Genomic DNA, 18243 nt, shown 5'->3' on the forward strand with positions numbered 1-18243 from the left:
GGCCGCTGCCTTGAGACGCACTTTCCGGTCCGCTAAGATCTTTGGCGGGAGGTGTGCGCATGACCTGCCTGCGGCTGAACGGATACACGCTCAATTTGGATCAGGCGCAGTTATTTGACCGGCACGGCCAGGCCGTTGAGCTGCGGCCTCAGGCTCTGGCAGTTTTGCTTGAATTGGGGCGCCGTCCCGGCGAGCTGGTTACAAAACTGGATCTCGGTACGCGAGTGTGGCCGGGCGTTTCGGTCACCGACGACTCGCTCGTGCAATGCGTGGTCGAGATCCGGCGCGCGCTCGGTGACAGCCGGCAGCAAGTCGTGCGGACGATGCCACGACGCGGTTACCTTCTGATCGTTGACGCGGCCGACACGGCGCCGCGCGATGTGCGAAGATTCTATCGCCTGGCCGCCGCCCTTGCGATGGTGGCAGTCGCGATTGTGCTGGTTTGGCAATTTCTACTGCTCGGCGCCGGCTCCGGGCCCCCCAAAGTACACAAGAGGATGGTGGCCGATGTTGCAGTTCTACCCCTGCGCGTACTCAACACCTCTCAGGAAGGCAGTCCGGACGGCAACGGGTTAGCCTACATGATCGCCTCCGAACTTGCGCGCAACCCCGACCTGCACATCGTCGCAACCCTCGCCACAGCCGAACTTAGCGGCAAGAACCTGTCGCCGGCGCAGATCGCTGCGATGACCCGCGCTCGCTACCTTGTGGATGGCAGCGCGGAGAGACGCGGCGACCGGCTGCAGCTCCACGTGCAATTGATCAATTCCGGCAACAGCCGCATCGTCTGGAGCGGCCGGTTCGAGCCCACCGCGCAGGACCTCCCCGACGTTACTGAAACGTTGATCTCTCGGATCAGCGCCTCGCTTGGTGCAACCGTGCGCGAGTCGGACCGGGCGGCGTTACGGAGCCGCGCGCCGGCCTCGCTTGATGTGCATGCGCGCGTGCTGCGCACGCTTGCGCTGACCATGGTACCAAGTCCCGAGAGCCTCCGCCAAGCGCGGCAGGAACTCGAACTAGCGGTCCGCCTTGATCCGAACTACGCGCCCGCGTGGACGGGACTCGGACTGGTGAAGAAGATGCTGATTTTTGGCCATCACGATCCTGGGCTCAGTCGTCAGGACTTGCCGCAGGCGATCGCCGACGTCAGGCGCGCGATTGCGCTGGATCCGCTGCGTGCCAGTTCGTGGCGAGTGCTGTCCTTAGTAACCGACGCAGGTCAGGACCCTGAGTCAGCGGTGAGCGCGGCCGAGCGGGCGATCGAACTCGGCCCTGGCGATCCGGACAACTGGGTCGTCCTCGCCGGTGCATTGCATTATGCCGGTCGAACCCAGGCAGCGATTGGAGCCTTCGAGAAGGCGATCTCCTGGAGCCCGGTACGCCCAGCGCACTACGCGCTCTACGGGGCAAGGCTGCGCTATTCCGTGCAGGATTACGAGGATGCGCTGCGTTTCGCCCGCGAATGTATGGATCGAACTCCTGCGATAGGTGTCTGCAAGGCGGTCTGGCTATCGTCGCTCATTCGTACCGGCCATGCCGCCGACGCGGAGGCGGCGTGGCCCGCTTTGGTCGCGGCTGCACCCTCTTTGCAGACGTACCGGATGACGCCGCGGAATACGCCGATGGCTCTGGCGGTTGATGAGGACCTCGACAGACTTCGCAAGAGCAACACCTCGGCAATGGCCCAGTAAAGCTTCAGGCGCGTGAACCTGATGCGATCATTCCAAATTGGCCTTTTCGGCGCAGAAGCGGCTTTCGATGCCGTTCCGGATCGAGTGATCCGCGTCGCTTTGCCTTTTAAGGCCGGTGTCCGCTCGTCCGTAACATCGAGAGCCAATGAGAGAAGATTTCTCGTGAGTTCGGCCGAACTGTTTCGCGCAGGCAGCCGATGTCTCAGATGGGTCAATCGCGTCGCTTTGCGAGGTTCGAGGTAAGGTCCGCTTTAGCGCCCAAGAGGCGACGTCGTTTAGATCAGCTTCATTCCCCTCAGGCTGGCATGCCCGTTTCTGCCGACGATGATGTGATCGTGCACGGCGATCCCCAGCGGCTTGGCGATGTCGATGATCGCCTTGGTCATCTGGATATCGGCCTGCGAGGGCGAGGGATCGCCTGAGGGGTGGTTGTGCACCAGGATCAGCGCGGTCGCCGACAGCTCCAGCGCGCGCTTGATCACCTCGCGCGGATAGACCGGGGTGTGATCGACGGTGCCGGTCTGCTGCACCTCGTCGGCGATCAGCTGGTTGCGCTTGTCGAGGAAGAGCAGGCGGAATTGCTCCTTGTCTGAAAACGCCATGCTGGAGCGGCAATAGTCGATCACTTCGTTCCAGGACGACAGCGCGTTGCGGCTGTTGACCTCGCCCTTGGCGACGCGGTGCGTTGCCGCCGCGATCAGCTTGAGCTGGTGGATCGCGCCTTCGCCGATGCCGTCGACCTCGCGCAGGCGTGCCACCGGGGCATGGACGACCTCGGCGAACGAGCCAAACGTCTTGATCAGCGTCTTCGCCAGCGGCTTGGTGTCGCGCCGCGGCAGCGCCGGAAACAGCGCCATCTCCAACAGCTCGTAGTCGCTGAGCGCATCCGCGCCGGCGCTGTAGAAGCGCTCGCGCAGCCGCTCGCGATGGCCGTGATAATGCGGCGCGTCCTCGGGCTTGCTCTTGTCGTGGTCGGTCTTGGCGGGCATCAGGCATAACCATGCCGTACGGCGCGCGTTTTGCAACCGGGAAGTGTCTGGCCCCGGCGGCTCGCTCATTGGCGCGGCCGCCGGGGGCCTCGTCGTCTGCCTACGGCGAAAGCCCTCCCGGCGGGGTGCAGACCTCGACCAGGACATGGCCCGGCGCGGTGACATAGAAATGCGGGACGCGCGCACCGCCGCCACGGTCCATGAAGGCGATCCTGCTCGGGTTGAGGCCCGCGGCCTTTAGCTCGGCGTGCTTGGCTTCCACCTCGGCTGCCTCGTCGTAGTAGAAGCCGATATGGAAATTGGCGGGGTAGTCGGTCGGCTCGCCTGTCTTGCCGCGCATCACGGTCAGGATGAAATCCTCCTTGTTGCGCAGGACGACGAGGGCCTCGCCGCGCGAGGCATAGGGTGCAAAGCCGAAGAAGCGCTCGAAGAAGGCGGCAAGCGCGGTGACGTCCGAGGTCACGAGGTTGAGATGTTGCAGTCGCATAGGTGCTCTCCGTTCAGGTGAAGGAACGGACGGAACGAGATTCCACACTGAGCGGCGGCCGAGGTGACACGATGACATGACCCGCCGAGCAGCGTGACGATCGCGTCACTCTGTCCGGCCGTGGGTCCTACCGTGGAGACGGTGGCAGAATTCCTGGCAAGTCAGGAACAGGCCGAGCTTACCAATCCGGCCATGCCTTTTTCGGCGCGCTCTGGGTAGCAGGGTTCGCGCGCATCGGCAACGCCGGGAGCCGGTCAGGATGTTGCCGACCCGGATTCCCGGCGCCGTCCACGGTCGGGGCGAATGAGCCGTCGGAAAAAAAAGTTCGCACCAGCTGTCTTCGTTCTCCCGCCTCGTTCGTCTCAGCGCTGTCGGCCGGTCGAGTGGCCAGCCGATCTTCCGCAACAGGAGAATATCAATGTCCCGGACCAGACCTGAGCCGTCGCGTCGTGCCTTCGTTGCCACCGGCCTCGGAGCCGGCGCCTTGCTCGCCGCGCAGGCGGCGCCGTCCCATGGCCAGACCAGGAGCTCGAAGATGGAAGCGACCATTCGCACCGGCAGCGACGTCACGACCCTCGTCAACGTTTTCACGGTCGAGCCGGACAATCAGCACAAGCTGGTGCAACTCCTGAAGGAAGGCACCGAGACCTTCTTCAGCAAGCAGCCCGGGTTCATCTCGTCCAGCGTCCACGCCAGCAAGGAGGGCCGGCGCGCGATCAACTACTCGCAATGGGCAAGCGCAGGGGACATCGAGAATTTCCGCAAGGATCCGAGATTCGCGCCGTACATCCAGCGCCTTGCGGCGCTGTCGAAGGCCGAGACGATCCTGTGCGAGGTCGTCGAGGTCAATCACGCTTGATCGGTAACGGCGGCGCGGGGCGGTCCAAAAGATCGCCCCGCGGGCGCTCTTACGGTTCGAGACCACGGCGCCGCGCCGGCAGGGGTATCGTGATGGCGATGACCCCGGCGAGAATGAGCGTCATGCCTGCAAGGGCCGACCAGGTGAAGCGTTCGCCGAGCCATGCCGTGCCGAGCGCCACCGCGAAGCCGGCGCGCAGATAGCTACCGCTGGTCGTGCCGAGTGGGCCGAGCGTGCGGATCAAGCGGAAATAGATCACCATCGCGAGCGTCGTGCAGACCACCGCGAGGCTGACGACGGCCGCGACCGCGTGCGAAGTCGGTGCCAGCGTCCAGGGTCGCTCGAGGACGAGTGCGGCAGGGACCATGAGGATTGCGGCACAGCTCATGGCGCCGGCCGCGGTGACGGTGGCGGGAAAGCCGGAGAACCGCTGCCCCCATATCGGTGCGAGCGCGTAGCAGAGGCTTGCGCCGAGCACGGCGGCCTGCGCCAGCGGGGCCGTCGTGCCCAAGGCGGACAGCGCATCGATGCCGATCGTCACCGCGACGCCCGCAAGACCAAGCGCGACGCCGATGATCTTCCGGCTGCTGATCGCCCACCGACCGCGTCCGGTCATCATCGCGATCGCGAGCACGAACATCGGCGGGGTTGCATTGAGCACGCCGGCGAGACCGCTTGCGATATGCATCTCGCCCCAGCTGATCAGGGTAAACGGCAGCGCGCTTTGCAGCAGCCCCTGCACGAAGAAAGCCGTCCACACCGGTCCTCGACCGGGAAGAGTGTGCCCCTGAGCGCGCGCGATCGCGACCAGGAGAATGGCCGCGATCGTCACGCGCGCGGCGACCATCGTGAATGGCGGGATTGTCGGGATTGCGACCTTGATCAGCGTGAACGAGCTGCCCCAGATCAGTGAGAGGAGGAGCAGAAGCCCGATCTCTAACGTGAGCGTGGTTTGTCCTGACGTCGTTGGTTGCGCCTGCGCGTGCATTGCGAATCTGCTCCGGGATGGACCGGGACCATGATCCGGCGCGGTGATGCAGGCTGGCTGAATTCGGACCTCATCGCCCGATCGAGTCCGATTCCAGCTACTCGGCGGGCTGCGTTGAAACTATTCTTCCGCCATGGCAACAGGCTCGGCACATCGGCAGACGCTGCCGCCGCATCTCGATAGGGAGACGTGCGATCGGGCGCGGCTGGCGCGGGCACGCGCGTTCGACGGGCTGTTCTTCTCCGGCGTTCGCTCGACGCGCATCTATTGCCGGCCGGTCTGTCCGGTTCGCCCCGCTCGCTCCGAGAACGTCACCTTTTATGCGACCGCCGCTGCCGCCGAGCGCGCCGGATTTCGCCCATGCCTGCGCTGCCGGCCGGAAACCGCGCCGGGATCGCCGGCCTGGATGGGAACGGCCACCACCGTCGCGCGCGGGATGCGCCTGATCAATGACGGCTTCCTGGATCGCGCGTCGATGATGGACCTTGCGGAAGTCCTGGGAGTCGGACCGCGCCATCTGCTCCGCCTGTTCATGCGCCACGCCGGTGCGAGCCCGAGCGAGATCGCCGCGACCCGGCGTGTGCAGGAAGCCAAGCGTCTGATCGACCAGACCAGCATGACATTGGCGGAGATCGCCTTCGCCGCCGGCTTCGGCAGCGTTCGCAGATTCAACGATGCCTTTGTCGCGACCTACAAGCGGCCGCCGTCGTCATTCCGGCGCCGCCACTAGGACGCCGAGCCAGGCCGATCTACTCGCCGCGGTGTCGCAGGCAATGCCGCTGCATTTGATAATTGACTATTCATTCTAGAATAACTATTGTCGTGTCATGGCAAGGACCAAGGAATTCGATCAGGACGAGGCGCTCGATGCCGCGATCGGTGTGTTTCGCGAGCACGGTTTCGAGGGAACCTCGACGCCGATGCTTGTCGACGCCATGGGGATCGGCCGCCAGAGCATCTACGATACGTTTGGCGACAAATGGCAACTCTATTGCGCAGCGGTGCGCCGCTACGCGGCCAGCGAGGTCGAAGCCCATCTTGCGGCGCTGCGGGGGCGGCCGCGCGCCATTGACGGCCTCAGGGCGATGATCGACCGCGTCGTTCGCGACGCGAACGAGGCTTGCCTTGGCATCGGCTCGATCAGCGAGTTCGGGCGCGCGCGGGATGACCTCACCAGCATCCATGCGGCGTCAGGCCGCGCGCTCCAGGGCGCCGTTTCGCAACGCTTGCGTGAAGCGCAGGCCGATGGCGACGTGGCGCGGGATCTCGACGCCGACGACGCAGCCGAGTTTCTGCTGGCGAGTGTTGCCGGCATTCGCATCGCCGCGCGCGGTGGTGCCAGGCCGCGCCAATTGCGGGTGCTCGGAGCCATGGCTTTGCGCGCCCTCGTGTAATTTTTTTTTGGCCAAATCTGGAACGATTGTTCAAAATAAGGAGCGAGCAGATGAGCAGCAAAGTCGCATTGGTGTTTGGCGGGGCGCGCGGCATTGGCGCCGCGATCGCGGTCCGTCTCGCGCGGGACGGGTTCGATATCGCGCTGACCTACGTGTCGCGACCGGACAGTGCCGGCGAAATCGTGGCCGCGATCGAAAACGCTGGCCGCAAGGCCGTCGCGATCAAGGCCGATAGCGCCGATCCCGCCGCGATCCGCGCGGCCGTCGCCGAGACCGTGGACCGGCTTGGGGTGCTTGATGCGGTCGTCGTCAACGCGGGTATTCTCCGCCTCGGCCCCGTCGAGCAGTTCAGCCTCGAAGACCTCGACCTCATTCTCGATGTGAATATCCGCGGCGTCTTTCTGGCCATCCAGGCGGCAGCCGGGCAGATGCGTGACGGCGGCCGCATCATCACGATCGGGAGCAACACCGCGATCCGGACAGGGACGCCGGGAGGCAGTGTCTATGCCATGACCAAGGCCGCTGTTGCTTCCATGGTCGGCGGCGTTGCGCTCGACCTGGCGCCTCGCCGGATCACGGTCAACAACGTCCAGCCGGGCCCGACCGAGACCGACATGACGGCCACGATGGTGTCGCGGCTGAAAGAGATCGTTCCGTTGAAGCGGGTCGGTGAGCCCGGCGAGATCGCCGCGCTGGTGTCATATCTGGCGGGCCCGGAATCCGGCTATATGACCGGCGCCAGTCTCACCATCGATGGCGGCTACGTGCTGTAAGAGGCCGCTTCTGACGACGGATCGTCGCCGGCGAATGGGATGGCAGGATCGCATCGCGGTCCTGCCGGGCCATCACCCGATCTGCTTCTCGCCGTGCCGCTTCGACAGCGTGAAGATCTCGACGCCCGTCGCGGTCACGCCGACGGAGTGCTCGAACTGCGCCGACAGCGAGCGGTCGCGGGTCACCGCGGTCCAGCCGTCGGAGAGGATCTTCACGTGCGGCTTGCCGAGATTGATCATCGGCTCGATGGTGAAGAACATGCCGGGCTTGAGCTGAACGCCTTCGCCGGGCCGGCCGATATGGATGATGTTCGGCTCGTCGTGGAACATGCGCCCCAGGCCATGGCCGCAGAAATCGCGCACCACGCTCATGCCCTGCGGCTCGACGAAGCTCTGGATGGCGTGGCCGATGTCGCCGGTCGTGGCGCCCGGCTTCACCGCGGCGATGCCGCGCATCATCGCCTCATACGTCACCTCGATCAGCCGTTCGGCCTTGCGGGCGATCGGGCCGACCGCATACATCCGGCTGGAATCGCCGTACCAGCCGTCGACGATGAAGGTGACGTCGATGTTGACGATGTCGCCTTCCTTCAACGGACGGTCGCCCGGCATGCCGTGGCAGACCACGTGGTTGAGCGAGGTGCAGGTCGAGTAGCGGTAGCCGCGATACATCAGCGTCGCCGGATAGGCGCCGTGGCTGAAGGCGAAGTCGCGGACGAACTGGTCGATGCGCTCGGTCGGCACGCCGGGCCCGACGATGTCGGTGAGCTCGTCGAGGCACTTCGCCACCAGCGCGCCCGCCTTGTGCATGCCGGCAAAGGCGCTCGGCCCGTGCAGCTTGATCTGTCCGGTCTTGCGCAGGGAGGTATCGGAGGCTTCGACGTAGCTCATGCGGGGCTGGTCTCGGTGTCGGCGGAAGGGCTTGATTTCAGGGCCATAATCTAATGATCACGGGCCCTCATGCAAGTCAGGCGTGCCTCTTGCACCCGAAACAGGGCCTAATTCGGGACTTCTACGGTGGTTTCCACCGGCAGGGCGCCGCCCCGGACGCGAATCTCGCGGACGGGATAGGGAACCCGGATGCCCTCGCGCTTGAAGGCCTCCCACAGTGCCAGCATCACGTCGCTCTTGACGCCATCCATGCCGTCGGGGTCCGCGATCCAGAAGGTCAGCGAGAACTTCATCCCGGCTTCCGCGAACTCGGTCAGGATGCTGTTCGGCGGCTTGCCCTTCTGCGCGCGGGGATGGGCGGCGGCGGTCTCCGCGGCGAGCTTGCAGACCAGCCGCGGATCGGCGTCGTAATTGGTGCCGAAGGCGATCTTCACCAGCGTGTTCTTGTCGGTATAGGTCCAGTTGACGACCTTCTGCGTCACCAGGTCCTCGTTCGGCACCAGGAATTCGCGGCCGTCGCCGGCGGCGACGGAAATATAGCGTGTCTTCATCGCACTGATGCGCCCGGTGTTGTCGCCGATGGTGACGAGGTCGCCCGGCTTCACCGACTTGTCCGCGAGCAGGATGATGCCCGAGATGAAGTTGGCGACGATCTTCTGGAGGCCGATACCGATGCCGACGCCGACCGCGCCGGAGAATACCGCGAGCGCCGAGAGATCGATGCCGACCGCGCCGAGCGCAATGACGATTGCGATGGCCAGCAGCCCGATGCGGATGATCTTGACCAGCAGCACCTGCACCGACGGCGTCAGATCGGTGGTCGAGTTGATCCGGCTCTCGGCGAAATTGCTGGCGATGTTGGTGGCCCAGAGCGCGATGAGCAGCAGCGCGCCGGCCTTGATCACCAGCAGCGGCGTCAGCCGCAGGCCGCCGAGCACGATCGCAAAGGAATCGAGCAGGTCGACCGTGGCATCGAGCTGTCCGATGATGGACAGCGCCGCGACGAACCACGCCGTGATCGACACCAGCTTGACGATGAAGGCGTTGCGCAGCACCGAGGTCACGAGCCGGATCGCAAGCCAGGCCAGCCCCAGCTTGGCGGCGACCATCAGGAGATAGCTGCGGCTCGGCCAGGTCGCGTGAGACATCACCACGCGGGAGATGATCACCATCAGGGTGAACACCGCCGTCGAGGCGCTGGAGACCATCACCCTGGCGAAGTGCCGGAGCGGCAGCGGCCAGCGCATCGCCAGCGACGTCATGTCGACGCGGTTGCGAACCCCGGCCTCCGCGGCATAGGCGATGCCGGCCGCGGCCAGGATCAGGCCGAATTGCAGGTAGAACCAGGGTGAGGAGATTTCCGCCCCGACGCTGCGCGCGGTGGTCTGCACGAACTCCATGAAGTCTTTGAGGTCCATGTCCATCGGTCTCGTCGGCAAGCAGGCGGGAGGATTTGATTCGAGGGCGCCGCCGAATCCCACAAAGGGCGCCGCCGGGCCATCGATACACCGCTAAGTGAAGCGCGTTAAGGCCGCAAAATACGGGCAGATTGCCGCGAGCGGGAGAAAATGGGTTGGCGTGGGAGTCTGCCGACGATAAGGATGCAATTCCAGCGATTTGTACCCGGAAGGTGGATGGCTTCCCTCGACTCTGTCAGCCTCGCCATATTGCTCGGCGCCGTCCTCGTCATGGCCGGTATCCTGTCGAGCCTGCTTGCTCTGCGCTTCGGCGCGCCCCTGCTGCTCGTCTTCCTCGCCATCGGCATGCTCGCGGGCGATTCCGGCCCCGGGCAGCTTCAGTTCGACGACGTCCGCACCACCTATCTGGTCGGCTCGGTGGCGCTCGCCCTGATCCTGTTCGACGGCGGCCTGAAGACGCGCTTTGCCAGCATCCGCACCGTGCTCGCGCCCTCCGTCGTGCTCGCGACCGTCGGGGTGCTTCTGACCGCGCTGATCACGGCGCCGTTCGCCAAATACGCGCTCGACCTCAACTGGACGGAATCGCTGCTGGTCGGTGCCGTCGTGGCCTCAACCGACGCCGCTGCAGTGTTCCTGCTGGTGCACACCCAGGGCCTGCGCCTGCGCCCGCGCGTCGGCGCGACGCTGGAGGCCGAATCCGGCACCAACGATCCCTTCGCGATCTTCCTCACCCTGATGCTGGTCGAATACATCTCGCTGGGATCGAGCTCCGCGGGCCATGTGGCGATGGAGTTCATCCAGGAGGCAGTGCTGGGTGCCGTCGTCGGCGTGGTCGGGGGACGCCTCGTCGTCGTCGCGCTCAACCATGTTGCGCTGCCGCAGGGCCTGCATGCGCCGTTCGTGACCACGGGCGCGCTCGTGATCTTCGGCGGCTCGCAGATCATGCACGCCTCCGGATTCCTCGCGGTCTATCTCGCCGGCATCATCATCGGCAACCGCCCGACCCGCGCGCATAATTCCGTGGTGGCGTTCCTGGATGCCGCGACCTGGTTGGCGCAGATCGTGATGTTCGTGCTGCTGGGCCTGCTGGTTTCGCCGAGCCGGCTCGGCGCGAGCGCGTTGCCGGCGGTCGCCGTCGCATTCGTCCTGATGCTGGTCGCGCGGCCGGTCGCGGTGTTCGTGTGCCTGGCGCCGTTCCGCTTCAACTGGCGCGAGAAGATCTTCATCGCTTGGACCGGGCTGCGCGGCGCGGTCGCGATCTTCCTGGCGTCGATCCCGATGCTGGTCGGCCTGTCGAAGGCCTATCTCTATTTCGACGTCGCCTTCGTCGTCGTCATCATCTCGCTCCTGCTGCAGGGCTGGACGCTGGCGCCCGCCGCGCGCAAGCTGCACGTGGCGCTGCCGCGCGCCGAGCGTGGTCCGCGCCGTGTCGAGCTGGATCTGCCCGGCCAGCTCGAGCAGCAGCTCGTCGGCTATCCGGTGCGGCCCAAGAGCCTGTATTTCCGCCGCGGTCTGATCCCGTCCTGGTCCAAGCCGACGCTGGTGATCCGCAACGAGAACATCTTGACCCCGACGGAAGCCGATCCGATCGCGCCCGGCGACTACATCTATCTGCTGGCCCCGCCGGAAAAGGCCGAGTCACTCGACCGCTTCTTCGTCGACATGCAGCCGAGCTCAGCGCCGGATCCGCATTTGCTCGGCGACTTCATGGTCTCGGGCGAACACACGCTGGCCGAGCTTGCCGCGATCTACGGCGTCAAGGTCGGCGAGGATGACGGCAAGCTGACCCTCGCCGACTATTTCGACGTCCATCTCGACCGCGCGCCGAAGGAGGGCGCCGAGCTGCCGCTGGACGAGATCGTGCTGGTCGCGCGCAGCATCTCCGGCGGCCGCGTCAACGTCGTCGGCCTGCGTCTGCCGGAGGACGAGGAAACGCCCGCGCCGCTGACGCGCCGGCAGACGCTGCGGCGCAAGCTCGCGGATTTGTGGACGTCGGTGGCGGGGGTTTAGCGCCGCGCTCTGCGCTCGCAATGACGGGAGTGGGCTACGACCGCTACGTCAACACCTTCACCCCGCCGAACGACGTCACGCGGCCCTGTTTCAGCATCACGATCTGCGTCGCGAGCTGGCGCAGTTCGGCAACGTCGTGGCTGACATAGACCATGGGGACATTGGCCTCATCGCGCAGCCGCACCAGGTAGGGCAGGATCTCAAGCTTGCGGCCCTCGTCGAGCGCGCCGAGCGGTTCGTCGAGCAGCAGCAGGCGCGGCCTCGACAGCAGTGCGCGCCCGAGCGCCACGCGCTGGCGTTCGCCGCCGGAGAGCTTTCCTGGGCGGCGGTCGAGCAGCGCACCGATGTCGAGCAGCTCGATGATGCGCTTGTGCTGGGCCGGATCGGGCGCGAGGCCGCTCATCCGCCGGCCGTAGTCGAGATTTTGCGCGACGTTGAGATGCGGAAACAGCCGCGCGTCCTGGAATACGTAGCCGATGCGGCGGCGCCAGGTCGGGACATGGATGCCGGCCGCGGTGTCGTCGACGGTCTCGCCATCGATCACGATCGTGCCGCGGTCGGGCCGCAGCAGGCCCGCGATCATGTTGACCAGCGAGCTCTTGCCGGCGCCCGACGCGCCGAACAGGCCGATGACGCGACCTTCGCCGGTGAAGGTTGCGGAGAGCGAGAAATCGCCGAGCTGTTTTTCGACGTCGACGCGCAGCATGGTCAGTTCCCGTGCAGGCGCTGGGTGGCGCGGCGGGCGAACCATTCGGCGGCGATCAGCGCGCCGAGCGCGAGCACGATCGAGATGATCACGAGTCGCCCCGCGGCCGCGTCGCCATCGGGCGTCTGGATCAGCGAGTAGATCGCCGAGGAAATCGTCTGGGTTTCGCCGGGAATGTTGGAGACGAAGGTGATGGTCGCGCCGAACTCGCCGATCGCCTTGGCAAAGCCCAGCACCATGCCGGCGAGCACGCCGGGCAGCGCCAACGGCAGCGTCACCGTGAAGAACACTTTCCAGGGCGCCGCTCCTAGCGTCTCAGCCGCCTGCTCGAGCCGTCGATCGATCGCCTCGATCGACAGCCGCATCGGGCGCACCAGCAGCGGAAACGACATCAGGCCGCAGGCGAGCGCCGCCCCGGTCCAGCGAAACGCGAAGACGATACCGAGATAGTCGGCCAGAAATCCGCCGACGAGTCCCTTGCGACCAAAGGTGAGGAGCAGGAGATAACCCGTAACGACAGGCGGCAGCACCAGCGGCAGATGCACGAGCGCGTCGAGCACCGATTTGCCCCAGAAGTCATGGCGGGCAAGCAGCCATGCCAGCGCAATGCCGAACGGCGTTGCGACCAGCGTCGCGATGACGGCGACCCTGAGCGAGAGCAGGATCGCCGTCCATTCGGCGGGAGAGATGTCGAGCATCAAGTCGTAGATATCAAGTCGTCGGGCTAACCAGGAACTTGAAGCCGTATTTTTCCAGAATGGTCTTGGCTGCGGTCGAGCGCAGGAAGGCGAGATAGTCGTTGGTCTCGGGCTTCGCGGTGGTGGTCGCGGCAACCGGATAGATGATCGCCGGATGGGAGTCCGCCGGGAAGGTGCCGACGACCTTCACGCCGGGCTCGACCTTGGCGTCGGTCGAATAGACGATGCCGAGATTGGCCTCGCCGCGGGCGACCAGCGTCAGTGCGGCGCGCACGCTCTCGGCCATGGCGAATTTGGGCTCGGCGGCCTGCCAGGCGCCCAGCTTCTCCAGCGCCGCCTTGGCGTATTTGCCGACCGGCACCGACTTCACGTCGCCGGTCGCGATCTTGCCGTCGCCCGCGAGCTTTGCGAGGTCGAAACCCTGCGCGATCGTGACGTTGTCGATCTTGGAGTCCTTCGGCGCGATCAGAACGATGCTGTTGCCGAGCAGATTGACGCGGGTCGGCTCGTTGATGGTCTTCTTGGAGATGGCGTAGTCCATCCAGTCGGTGTCGGCGGAGACGAACACATCGGCCGGCGCGCCCTGCTCGATCTGCTTGGCGAGCACCGAGCTCGCGGCATAGCTGACGCTGAACTTGACGCCGGTCTTGGCGGTGTAGGCGGCGTCGATCTCGTCCAGCGCGTTCTTCATCGAAGCGGCGGCGAACACGGTGATGGTCTTGTCCTCGGCGGCGGCAGGCGAGAGGCTCGCGCCCGCGAGGAGGACGAAAGCGGTGAAAAGTCCAGCAATACGAATCATGGAATGCGCTCCGTGCGAGTTCGCGCGCGCAAATGCACGCGCAAATCTGGCGTTGGGTGGGTCGGCGTGCGACGGGCGGAAGCGCTGTTCCACGTGTCCCCGCAACGGCTTACGGCCGGCGGGGATATCGCAGCTGCGAAGATAGCAGGCTAAGCCTTCAGGTCAAAGGCGGCCGTTTGTCCAACCAGGCGACTTATTGCGCCGGCAGGATCGCGATCGACAGCGAATTGTCCTTGGCGCCGCTGATCTGGACCACGAAAGGCTGCGCCGCCAGCTCGTATTTCATGGTCTTGCGGATGCCGTCGCAATCGGTCGCGCCGCTGAAGGCCACGGGCTTGAGGAAATGCCCGTCCTGGACCACGTCCACCCAGGCCCCGCCGGACAGGCTGACCGTGTAGAGCCCGGCCTTCGGTGCCTTGATGCTGGTGAAGCCCGCGAAGGTGCCGTCCTTCGGCGCCCGCTCCGGCGGCGTCGGCAGCTTGGCGTCCGCGGGCGCGACCAGTCCCAGCGTGATGGCCGATGCGGGCAGCGCGGCCTGCTCGCTCCCCGAGACGAGCTTGGCGCGGTCCGGCGCAGTGAGCGCGGCGCGCTCACGCTCGATCGGCCATTTGAACTTGTCGCAGCCGCTGGGCTCTTCGGCAGCCAGAGCGGTGGTCGCACTGAGCGAAAGCGCAGCGAGGAAGGTGAGGACGCGCATGTCAAATCTCATCGTTGGCCACGCGAAAGATGCGGGGCTTGCGGTCAGGCTTGTCGAACGGCGGGATGCGCATCCCGGGATGCCGCGGGCTTACGGCCGCGCGGCAAGCGGATATTAGCGCAATTGGGCCGTGCGAACCAACCAACTAGTTCGTCATCCCGGGGCTCGCTTCGCGCCCCGGGACGACAGCGGTGAGTCAGGCCGCAGCGTCCGCTATTGCTTCGCATCCGCCGCGTGCAGCACGACTTTGCAAGCCGCCGGCATCTGCGCCAGCGTCATCGGCGGCTTTGGCTTCGGCGGCTCCGGTGGGGGCTTCGGATGCAGCACGGCGTCGCTGAACCAGTAGGCGAGGTCGGACGGCTCGCAGCCTTCGTCCTCGGATTGCGACGACTGGCCTTCGCATTCGCGCGAGCCCGCCGGGCAGCGCATGCGGATGTGGAAGTGATAGTCGTGGCCCCACCACGGCCGGATCTTCCACAGCCATGAGCGGTCGCCCTTGGCCTCGCGGCACAGCGCCTTCTTGATCGCGGGATTGACGAAGATGCGCTGCACCGCCGGCTCCTGCGCCGCGTCGCGCAGCACCAGCACGTGGCCAGGCGTGAACACCTTGGGGTCGATGTCGAGCCGGTCCTGGCGCACCATCATCACCGCCGACATGTCCTCGCGCTCCTCGCGTGACAAACGACGGTCCGGCATCGGCGTCAGCCAGATGTCGGCATCCAGGCCAATTTGATGGCTGGCATGGCCTGACAATGCCGGCCCGCCGCGCGGCTGGCCGATGTCGCCGACCAGAATGCCCGGCCATCCCGCGTCCTTGTGCGCCCTGGCCGCGAGCCGCTTGATCAGCGCGATCATGTCGGGGTGACCGTAATTGCGGTTACGCGACAGCCGCATCACCTGCCAATTGTCGCCGTTGAGCGGCATCTGCATGGCGCCGCCGATACAGCCCTTGCTGTAGGAGCCGATGACATGAGCCGTTCCCTTCGACGGCAGCAGCTTTCGCGCGAACAGCTCCTTGGCGCCGATGCTGGGATCGTTTGGGTTGGCGAGCGGCGGCAGCGGTCTTGGGTTGACGCTGCCCTTGTCCTGGGCCAGCGCGGCGCCGGCGGACAGGAACGTCATGACAAGCAGGAGAGGGGCGAGGCGGCGGGGACTCATGCTGTCATCCTTATAACCCAACGCGGCGTCAGGGTTAAGAAACAGTCTTCGGCCGAAATATTGTCCGAAAGTCGCAGTTCCCTGCGCGCGGCCGGCCGATTCTTAACGACGCGATAACCCTCTCGTGCATTGACCAAAATTCGTGCGTGGGAGGCGTGCTCACGGCCTTCTGCATGCATTGGCGTGCGATCTCGGAAATGATTCAAGGCAGCGCGCAATTTTGCGCCATCGCGTTCTCCGATGACGACGATGTGATGGGCTTGGCGCGCCCGGCGGCGCTGCCGCGCCTCGCAAAGCGGCAACAAGGGCTGCTTTCCTGCGGTCACCAGACCGTGCGACCGACCGGCCAGCCGCCCAAGATTACTTTTTTTTCAGACACTTGCCCCAAAACTTGCGGCCACTGGGCGCGACTGGGACGTAAAGAGTTGAGTTTGGGGTCTCGAAAAACAACAAAGCGAAAGGGAGGCGTGCTCGCCCGGGCTGGCCGACAGCCGCGCAAGCCGCGCTTCGCGCGCGCGCCTCAACCCGTTCCCGAACGCGACGAACTCCTGCGCAGCCGCGCCGAGGCGGAAACCGCGATTGCCGAGGCCCGCAAATCCCATGAGCGCCTGCGCCAGGCCATCGACCTCCTGCCGCAGGGCATCGTGTTTCTTGATGCCGAAGGCCGTTACGTGCTCTGGAACAGGAAATACGCCGAGATCTACAGCAAGACCGCCGATCTGTTCGAGGAAGGCGCGCGCCTCGAGGACACGCTGCGCATCGGCGTCGCGCGTGGCGACTATCCCGAGGCGGCCGGCCACGAGGACGAGTGGATCGCCGAGCGGCTGCAGAAGCTCTATCAGCCCGGCGCGCGCCACGAGCAGATGCTCGCGGACGGCCGCGTCATCCTGATCGACGAGCGGCTGACCGACGACGGCGGCGTGGTCGGCCTGCGCGTCGACATCACCGAGCTGAAGCAACGCGAGGCCTCGTTCCGCCTGCTGTTCGACGGCAATCCCGTCCCCATGATCGTCTGTGCGCTCGACGACGAGCGCATCCTCGGCGTCAACGATGCCGCGATTTCCCATTACGGCTATAGCCGCGCCGAGTTCGAGAAGCTGAAGATCCGCTCGTTGCAGGCTTTCGACAGCGAGCCGCCCTGGACCACCGATCGCTCCAGCGAGGAGCAGGCCGCGCGCACCTGGAAGCACGTCAAGGCCAACGGCGCGCTGATCGACCTTGCAATCTATTCCCGCGAATTGACCTATGCCGATCGGCCCGCGGTGCTGCTCGCACTGATGGACATCACCGAACGCAAGCGCGCCGAGGCGCGGCTCGCCTTCATGGCCCAGCATGACGGGCTGACCGGCCTGCCGAACCGCAATCTGCTGCGCCAGCAGGTGGACGAGATGCTGCTGCACATGCGGCGCAGCTCCGACAAGGTCGCGCTGCTGATGCTGGGGCTGGACAATTTCAAGGCGGTCAACGACACGCTGGGACACGCGGTCGGCGACAAGCTGCTGCGCGGCGTCGCCAAGCGGCTGCGCTCGACCTTGCGCGAGGAGGACGCGCTGGCGCGGCTGAACTCCGACGAGTTCGCGATCGTGCAGAGCGGGCTGACGCGTCCCGAGGATGCGGTGATGCTGGCCAAGCGCCTGCTCGAAGCCATCGCCGATCCCTATCTGCTCGACGGCCATTCGGTGGTGATCGGCGCCTCCATCGGCATCGCGATGGCGCCCGGTGACGGCGATGATTCCGAAAAACTGCTCAAGAGCGCCGACATGGCACTGTCGCGCGCCAAGGCCGATGCCCGAGGCACCTTTGCGTTCTTCGAGGCCGCGCTCGACGCCAAGGCGCAAAGCCGCCGCAAGATCGAGGTCGAGCTGCGCGACGCGATCCAGAACGACGTGCTGCGCCCTTATTACCAGCCGCTGATCGACCTCCAGAGCGGCCGCATCACCGGCTTCGAGGCGCTGGTGCGCTGGCCGCATGCCGAGCGCGGCATGGTCTCGCCGGCCGAGTTCATTCCGGTCGCGGAAGAAACCGGCCTGATCAATCCGCTCGGCGGCCTGATGCTGCGCCGCGCGTGCCTGGACGCCGCGACCTGGCCTGACGACGTCCGCGTCGCCGTCAACCTGTCGCCGCTCCAGTTCCGCAGCGGCAACCTGCTCTCGGTGGTCACCGACGCGCTGAAGCATTCCGGCCTGCCGCCGCGGCGGCTCGAGCTCGAGATCACCGAGACGCTGCTGTTGGAGAAAAGCGCGCAGGTGCTGGCGACGCTGCATGCACTGCGCGCGCTCGGCGTCCGCATCTCGATGGATGATTTCGGCACCGGCTATTCCAGCCTCAGCTATCTGCGCAGCTTCCCGTTCGACAAGATCAAGATCGACCAGTCCTTCGTGCGCGATCTCGGCGCCAACCGCGAGGCCCAGGCGATCATCCGCTCCATCGTCAGCCTCGGCAAAGGCCTTGGCGTCACCATCACCGCCGAGGGCGTCGAGACCGAGGCCGAGCTAAGCTGCCTCCGCGCCGAGGGCTGCGACGAGGGCCAGGGCTTTCTGTTCAGCAAGGCCCGGCCCAACGCCGAGATCATCAGCCTCTTGGCCGCCCAACGGGGCATTGACGGCGAGAAAGCCGCTCTGGTGGCGTGAGGCTTTACCTCTCCCCGCCTGCGGGGCGAGGGAGCGCCGCACCGTCGGGGCTGAT

17 protein-coding genes are annotated in these 18243 nt (G+C 65.8%); 7 read left to right on the forward strand and 10 right to left on the reverse strand.

Going from position 1 to position 18243, the window contains the following annotated elements; genetic code table 11:
• The first annotated feature begins 59 nt into the window (after nucleotides 1-59).
• Nucleotides 60-1691 (forward strand): winged helix-turn-helix domain-containing tetratricopeptide repeat protein, encoded by a 1632-nt coding sequence (locus AB7008_RS04080; RefSeq protein WP_441258474.1) that lies wholly within the window; start codon nucleotides 60-62, stop codon nucleotides 1689-1691.
• Between the two features lie 275 nt (nucleotides 1692-1966).
• On the opposite strand, the gene radC is transcribed toward AB7008_RS04080, so the two are convergent.
• Both radC and AB7008_RS04090 read right to left on the reverse strand, forming a co-directional pair.
• Nucleotides 1967-2680 (reverse strand): RadC family protein, encoded by a 714-nt coding sequence (radC, locus tag AB7008_RS04085; protein WP_441258475.1) that lies wholly within the window; start codon nucleotides 2678-2680, stop codon nucleotides 1967-1969.
• A 100-nt stretch (nucleotides 2681-2780) separates the two neighbouring features.
• Entirely contained in the window at nucleotides 2781-3167 is a 387-nt protein-coding gene (locus AB7008_RS04090; protein WP_441258476.1) for a VOC family protein, read from the reverse strand.
• A 418-nt stretch (nucleotides 3168-3585) separates the two neighbouring features.
• Here AB7008_RS04090 and AB7008_RS04095 point away from each other — a divergent pair, with 418 nt between their 5' ends.
• Nucleotides 3586-4026 (forward strand): antibiotic biosynthesis monooxygenase family protein, encoded by a 441-nt coding sequence (locus tag AB7008_RS04095; RefSeq protein ID WP_441258477.1) that lies wholly within the window; start codon nucleotides 3586-3588, stop codon nucleotides 4024-4026.
• A 49-nt stretch (nucleotides 4027-4075) separates the two neighbouring features.
• On the opposite strand, the gene AB7008_RS04100 is transcribed toward AB7008_RS04095, so the two are convergent.
• Nucleotides 4076-5014: a DMT family transporter gene (locus tag AB7008_RS04100; protein WP_441258478.1), complete on the reverse strand. Its 939-nt coding sequence runs from the start codon at nucleotides 5012-5014 to the stop codon at nucleotides 4076-4078.
• A gap of 133 nt (nucleotides 5015-5147) precedes the next feature.
• Between AB7008_RS04100 and AB7008_RS04105 the strand changes: the two genes are divergently transcribed.
• The 3 genes from AB7008_RS04105 (at nucleotide 5148) to AB7008_RS04115 (ending at nucleotide 7181) form a co-directional block, all read left to right on the forward strand.
• Nucleotides 5148-5744, forward strand: coding sequence for a bifunctional transcriptional activator/DNA repair enzyme AdaA (locus tag AB7008_RS04105; RefSeq protein ID WP_441258479.1), 597 nt, complete (start codon nucleotides 5148-5150; stop codon nucleotides 5742-5744).
• Nucleotides 5745-5841: 97 nt separating this feature from the next.
• Nucleotides 5842-6408 carry a TetR/AcrR family transcriptional regulator gene (locus AB7008_RS04110; protein WP_441258480.1) on the forward strand — a complete coding sequence of 189 codons (567 nt, stop codon included), beginning with the start codon at nucleotides 5842-5844 and terminating at the stop codon, nucleotides 6406-6408.
• A gap of 50 nt (nucleotides 6409-6458) precedes the next feature.
• On the forward strand, nucleotides 6459-7181 hold the full coding sequence (locus AB7008_RS04115; protein ID WP_441258481.1) for a 3-oxoacyl-ACP reductase family protein: 723 nt from the start codon (nucleotides 6459-6461) through the stop codon (nucleotides 7179-7181).
• Between the two features lie 72 nt (nucleotides 7182-7253).
• On the opposite strand, the gene map is transcribed toward AB7008_RS04115, so the two are convergent.
• Nucleotides 7254-8072 (reverse strand): type I methionyl aminopeptidase, encoded by an 819-nt coding sequence (map, locus tag AB7008_RS04120; RefSeq protein WP_014498584.1) that lies wholly within the window; start codon nucleotides 8070-8072, stop codon nucleotides 7254-7256.
• Between the two features lie 107 nt (nucleotides 8073-8179).
• Nucleotides 8180-9496, reverse strand: a complete 1317-nt coding sequence (locus tag AB7008_RS04125) for a mechanosensitive ion channel family protein (RefSeq protein ID WP_028160384.1) — start codon at nucleotides 9494-9496, stop codon at nucleotides 8180-8182.
• A gap of 210 nt (nucleotides 9497-9706) precedes the next feature.
• On the opposite strand from AB7008_RS04125, the gene AB7008_RS04130 reads away from it, so the two are divergent.
• Nucleotides 9707-11500 (forward strand): potassium/proton antiporter, encoded by a 1794-nt coding sequence (locus AB7008_RS04130; RefSeq protein WP_304492553.1) that lies wholly within the window; start codon nucleotides 9707-9709, stop codon nucleotides 11498-11500.
• A gap of 43 nt (nucleotides 11501-11543) precedes the next feature.
• Here AB7008_RS04130 and modC read toward each other — a convergent pair whose 3' ends face one another.
• The 5 genes from modC to mepA form a co-directional block, all read right to left on the reverse strand.
• A complete protein-coding gene (gene modC, locus AB7008_RS04135; RefSeq protein WP_441258482.1) occupies nucleotides 11544-12206 on the reverse strand; it encodes a molybdenum ABC transporter ATP-binding protein in 663 nt (220 codons plus the stop codon).
• Between the two features lie 2 nt (nucleotides 12207-12208).
• The gene (gene modB / locus AB7008_RS04140; RefSeq protein ID WP_028160381.1) at nucleotides 12209-12904 is read right to left on the reverse strand and encodes a molybdate ABC transporter permease subunit; all 696 of its coding nucleotides are present in this window, start codon (nucleotides 12902-12904) and stop codon (nucleotides 12209-12211) included.
• A 13-nt stretch (nucleotides 12905-12917) separates the two neighbouring features.
• The gene (gene modA / locus AB7008_RS04145; protein ID WP_304492555.1) at nucleotides 12918-13703 is read right to left on the reverse strand and encodes a molybdate ABC transporter substrate-binding protein; all 786 of its coding nucleotides are present in this window, start codon (nucleotides 13701-13703) and stop codon (nucleotides 12918-12920) included.
• 193 nt (nucleotides 13704-13896) lie between these two features.
• The gene (locus AB7008_RS04150; protein ID WP_304492556.1) at nucleotides 13897-14400 is read right to left on the reverse strand and encodes a hypothetical protein; all 504 of its coding nucleotides are present in this window, start codon (nucleotides 14398-14400) and stop codon (nucleotides 13897-13899) included.
• Nucleotides 14401-14613: 213 nt separating this feature from the next.
• Nucleotides 14614-15558, reverse strand: coding sequence for a penicillin-insensitive murein endopeptidase (gene mepA / locus AB7008_RS04155; protein ID WP_304492557.1), 945 nt, complete (start codon nucleotides 15556-15558; stop codon nucleotides 14614-14616).
• A 467-nt stretch (nucleotides 15559-16025) separates the two neighbouring features.
• Here mepA and AB7008_RS04160 point away from each other — a divergent pair, with 467 nt between their 5' ends.
• Nucleotides 16026-18188: a putative bifunctional diguanylate cyclase/phosphodiesterase gene (locus tag AB7008_RS04160; protein ID WP_304492558.1), complete on the forward strand. Its 2163-nt coding sequence runs from the start codon at nucleotides 16026-16028 to the stop codon at nucleotides 18186-18188.
• Nucleotides 18189-18243 lie beyond the last annotated feature (55 nt).

The organism is Bradyrhizobium sp. 521_C7_N1_3 (assembly GCF_052075975.1).
Classification (GTDB): domain Bacteria; phylum Pseudomonadota; class Alphaproteobacteria; order Rhizobiales; family Xanthobacteraceae; genus Bradyrhizobium; species Bradyrhizobium japonicum.

Bases quoted from the DNA above. Each gene is read 5' to 3' on its own strand.
- AB7008_RS04115 (WP_441258481.1), top strand. From the start codon at position 6,459: ATGAGCAGCAAAGTCGCATTGGTGTTTGGCGGGGCGCGCGGCATTGGC.
- modA (WP_304492555.1), bottom strand. From the start codon at position 13,703: ATGATTCGTATTGCTGGACTTTTCACCGCTTTCGTCCTCCTCGCGGGC.
- AB7008_RS04095 (WP_441258477.1), top strand. From the start codon at position 3,586: ATGTCCCGGACCAGACCTGAGCCGTCGCGTCGTGCCTTCGTTGCCACC.
- modC (WP_441258482.1), bottom strand. From the start codon at position 12,206: ATGCTGCGCGTCGACGTCGAAAAACAGCTCGGCGATTTCTCGCTCTCC.
- AB7008_RS04150 (WP_304492556.1), bottom strand. From the start codon at position 14,400: ATGCGCGTCCTCACCTTCCTCGCTGCGCTTTCGCTCAGTGCGACCACC.
- radC (WP_441258475.1), bottom strand. From the start codon at position 2,680: ATGCCCGCCAAGACCGACCACGACAAGAGCAAGCCCGAGGACGCGCCG.
- AB7008_RS04110 (WP_441258480.1), top strand. From the start codon at position 5,842: ATGGCAAGGACCAAGGAATTCGATCAGGACGAGGCGCTCGATGCCGCG.
- modB (WP_028160381.1), bottom strand. From the start codon at position 12,904: ATGCTCGACATCTCTCCCGCCGAATGGACGGCGATCCTGCTCTCGCTC.
- map (WP_014498584.1), bottom strand. From the start codon at position 8,072: ATGAGCTACGTCGAAGCCTCCGATACCTCCCTGCGCAAGACCGGACAG.
- mepA (WP_304492557.1), bottom strand. From the start codon at position 15,558: ATGAGTCCCCGCCGCCTCGCCCCTCTCCTGCTTGTCATGACGTTCCTG.
- AB7008_RS04130 (WP_304492553.1), top strand. From the start codon at position 9,707: ATGGCTTCCCTCGACTCTGTCAGCCTCGCCATATTGCTCGGCGCCGTC.
- AB7008_RS04105 (WP_441258479.1), top strand. From the start codon at position 5,148: ATGGCAACAGGCTCGGCACATCGGCAGACGCTGCCGCCGCATCTCGAT.
- AB7008_RS04080 (WP_441258474.1), top strand. From the start codon at position 60: ATGACCTGCCTGCGGCTGAACGGATACACGCTCAATTTGGATCAGGCG.
- AB7008_RS04090 (WP_441258476.1), bottom strand. From the start codon at position 3,167: ATGCGACTGCAACATCTCAACCTCGTGACCTCGGACGTCACCGCGCTT.
- AB7008_RS04100 (WP_441258478.1), bottom strand. From the start codon at position 5,014: ATGCACGCGCAGGCGCAACCAACGACGTCAGGACAAACCACGCTCACG.
- AB7008_RS04125 (WP_028160384.1), bottom strand. From the start codon at position 9,496: ATGGACATGGACCTCAAAGACTTCATGGAGTTCGTGCAGACCACCGCG.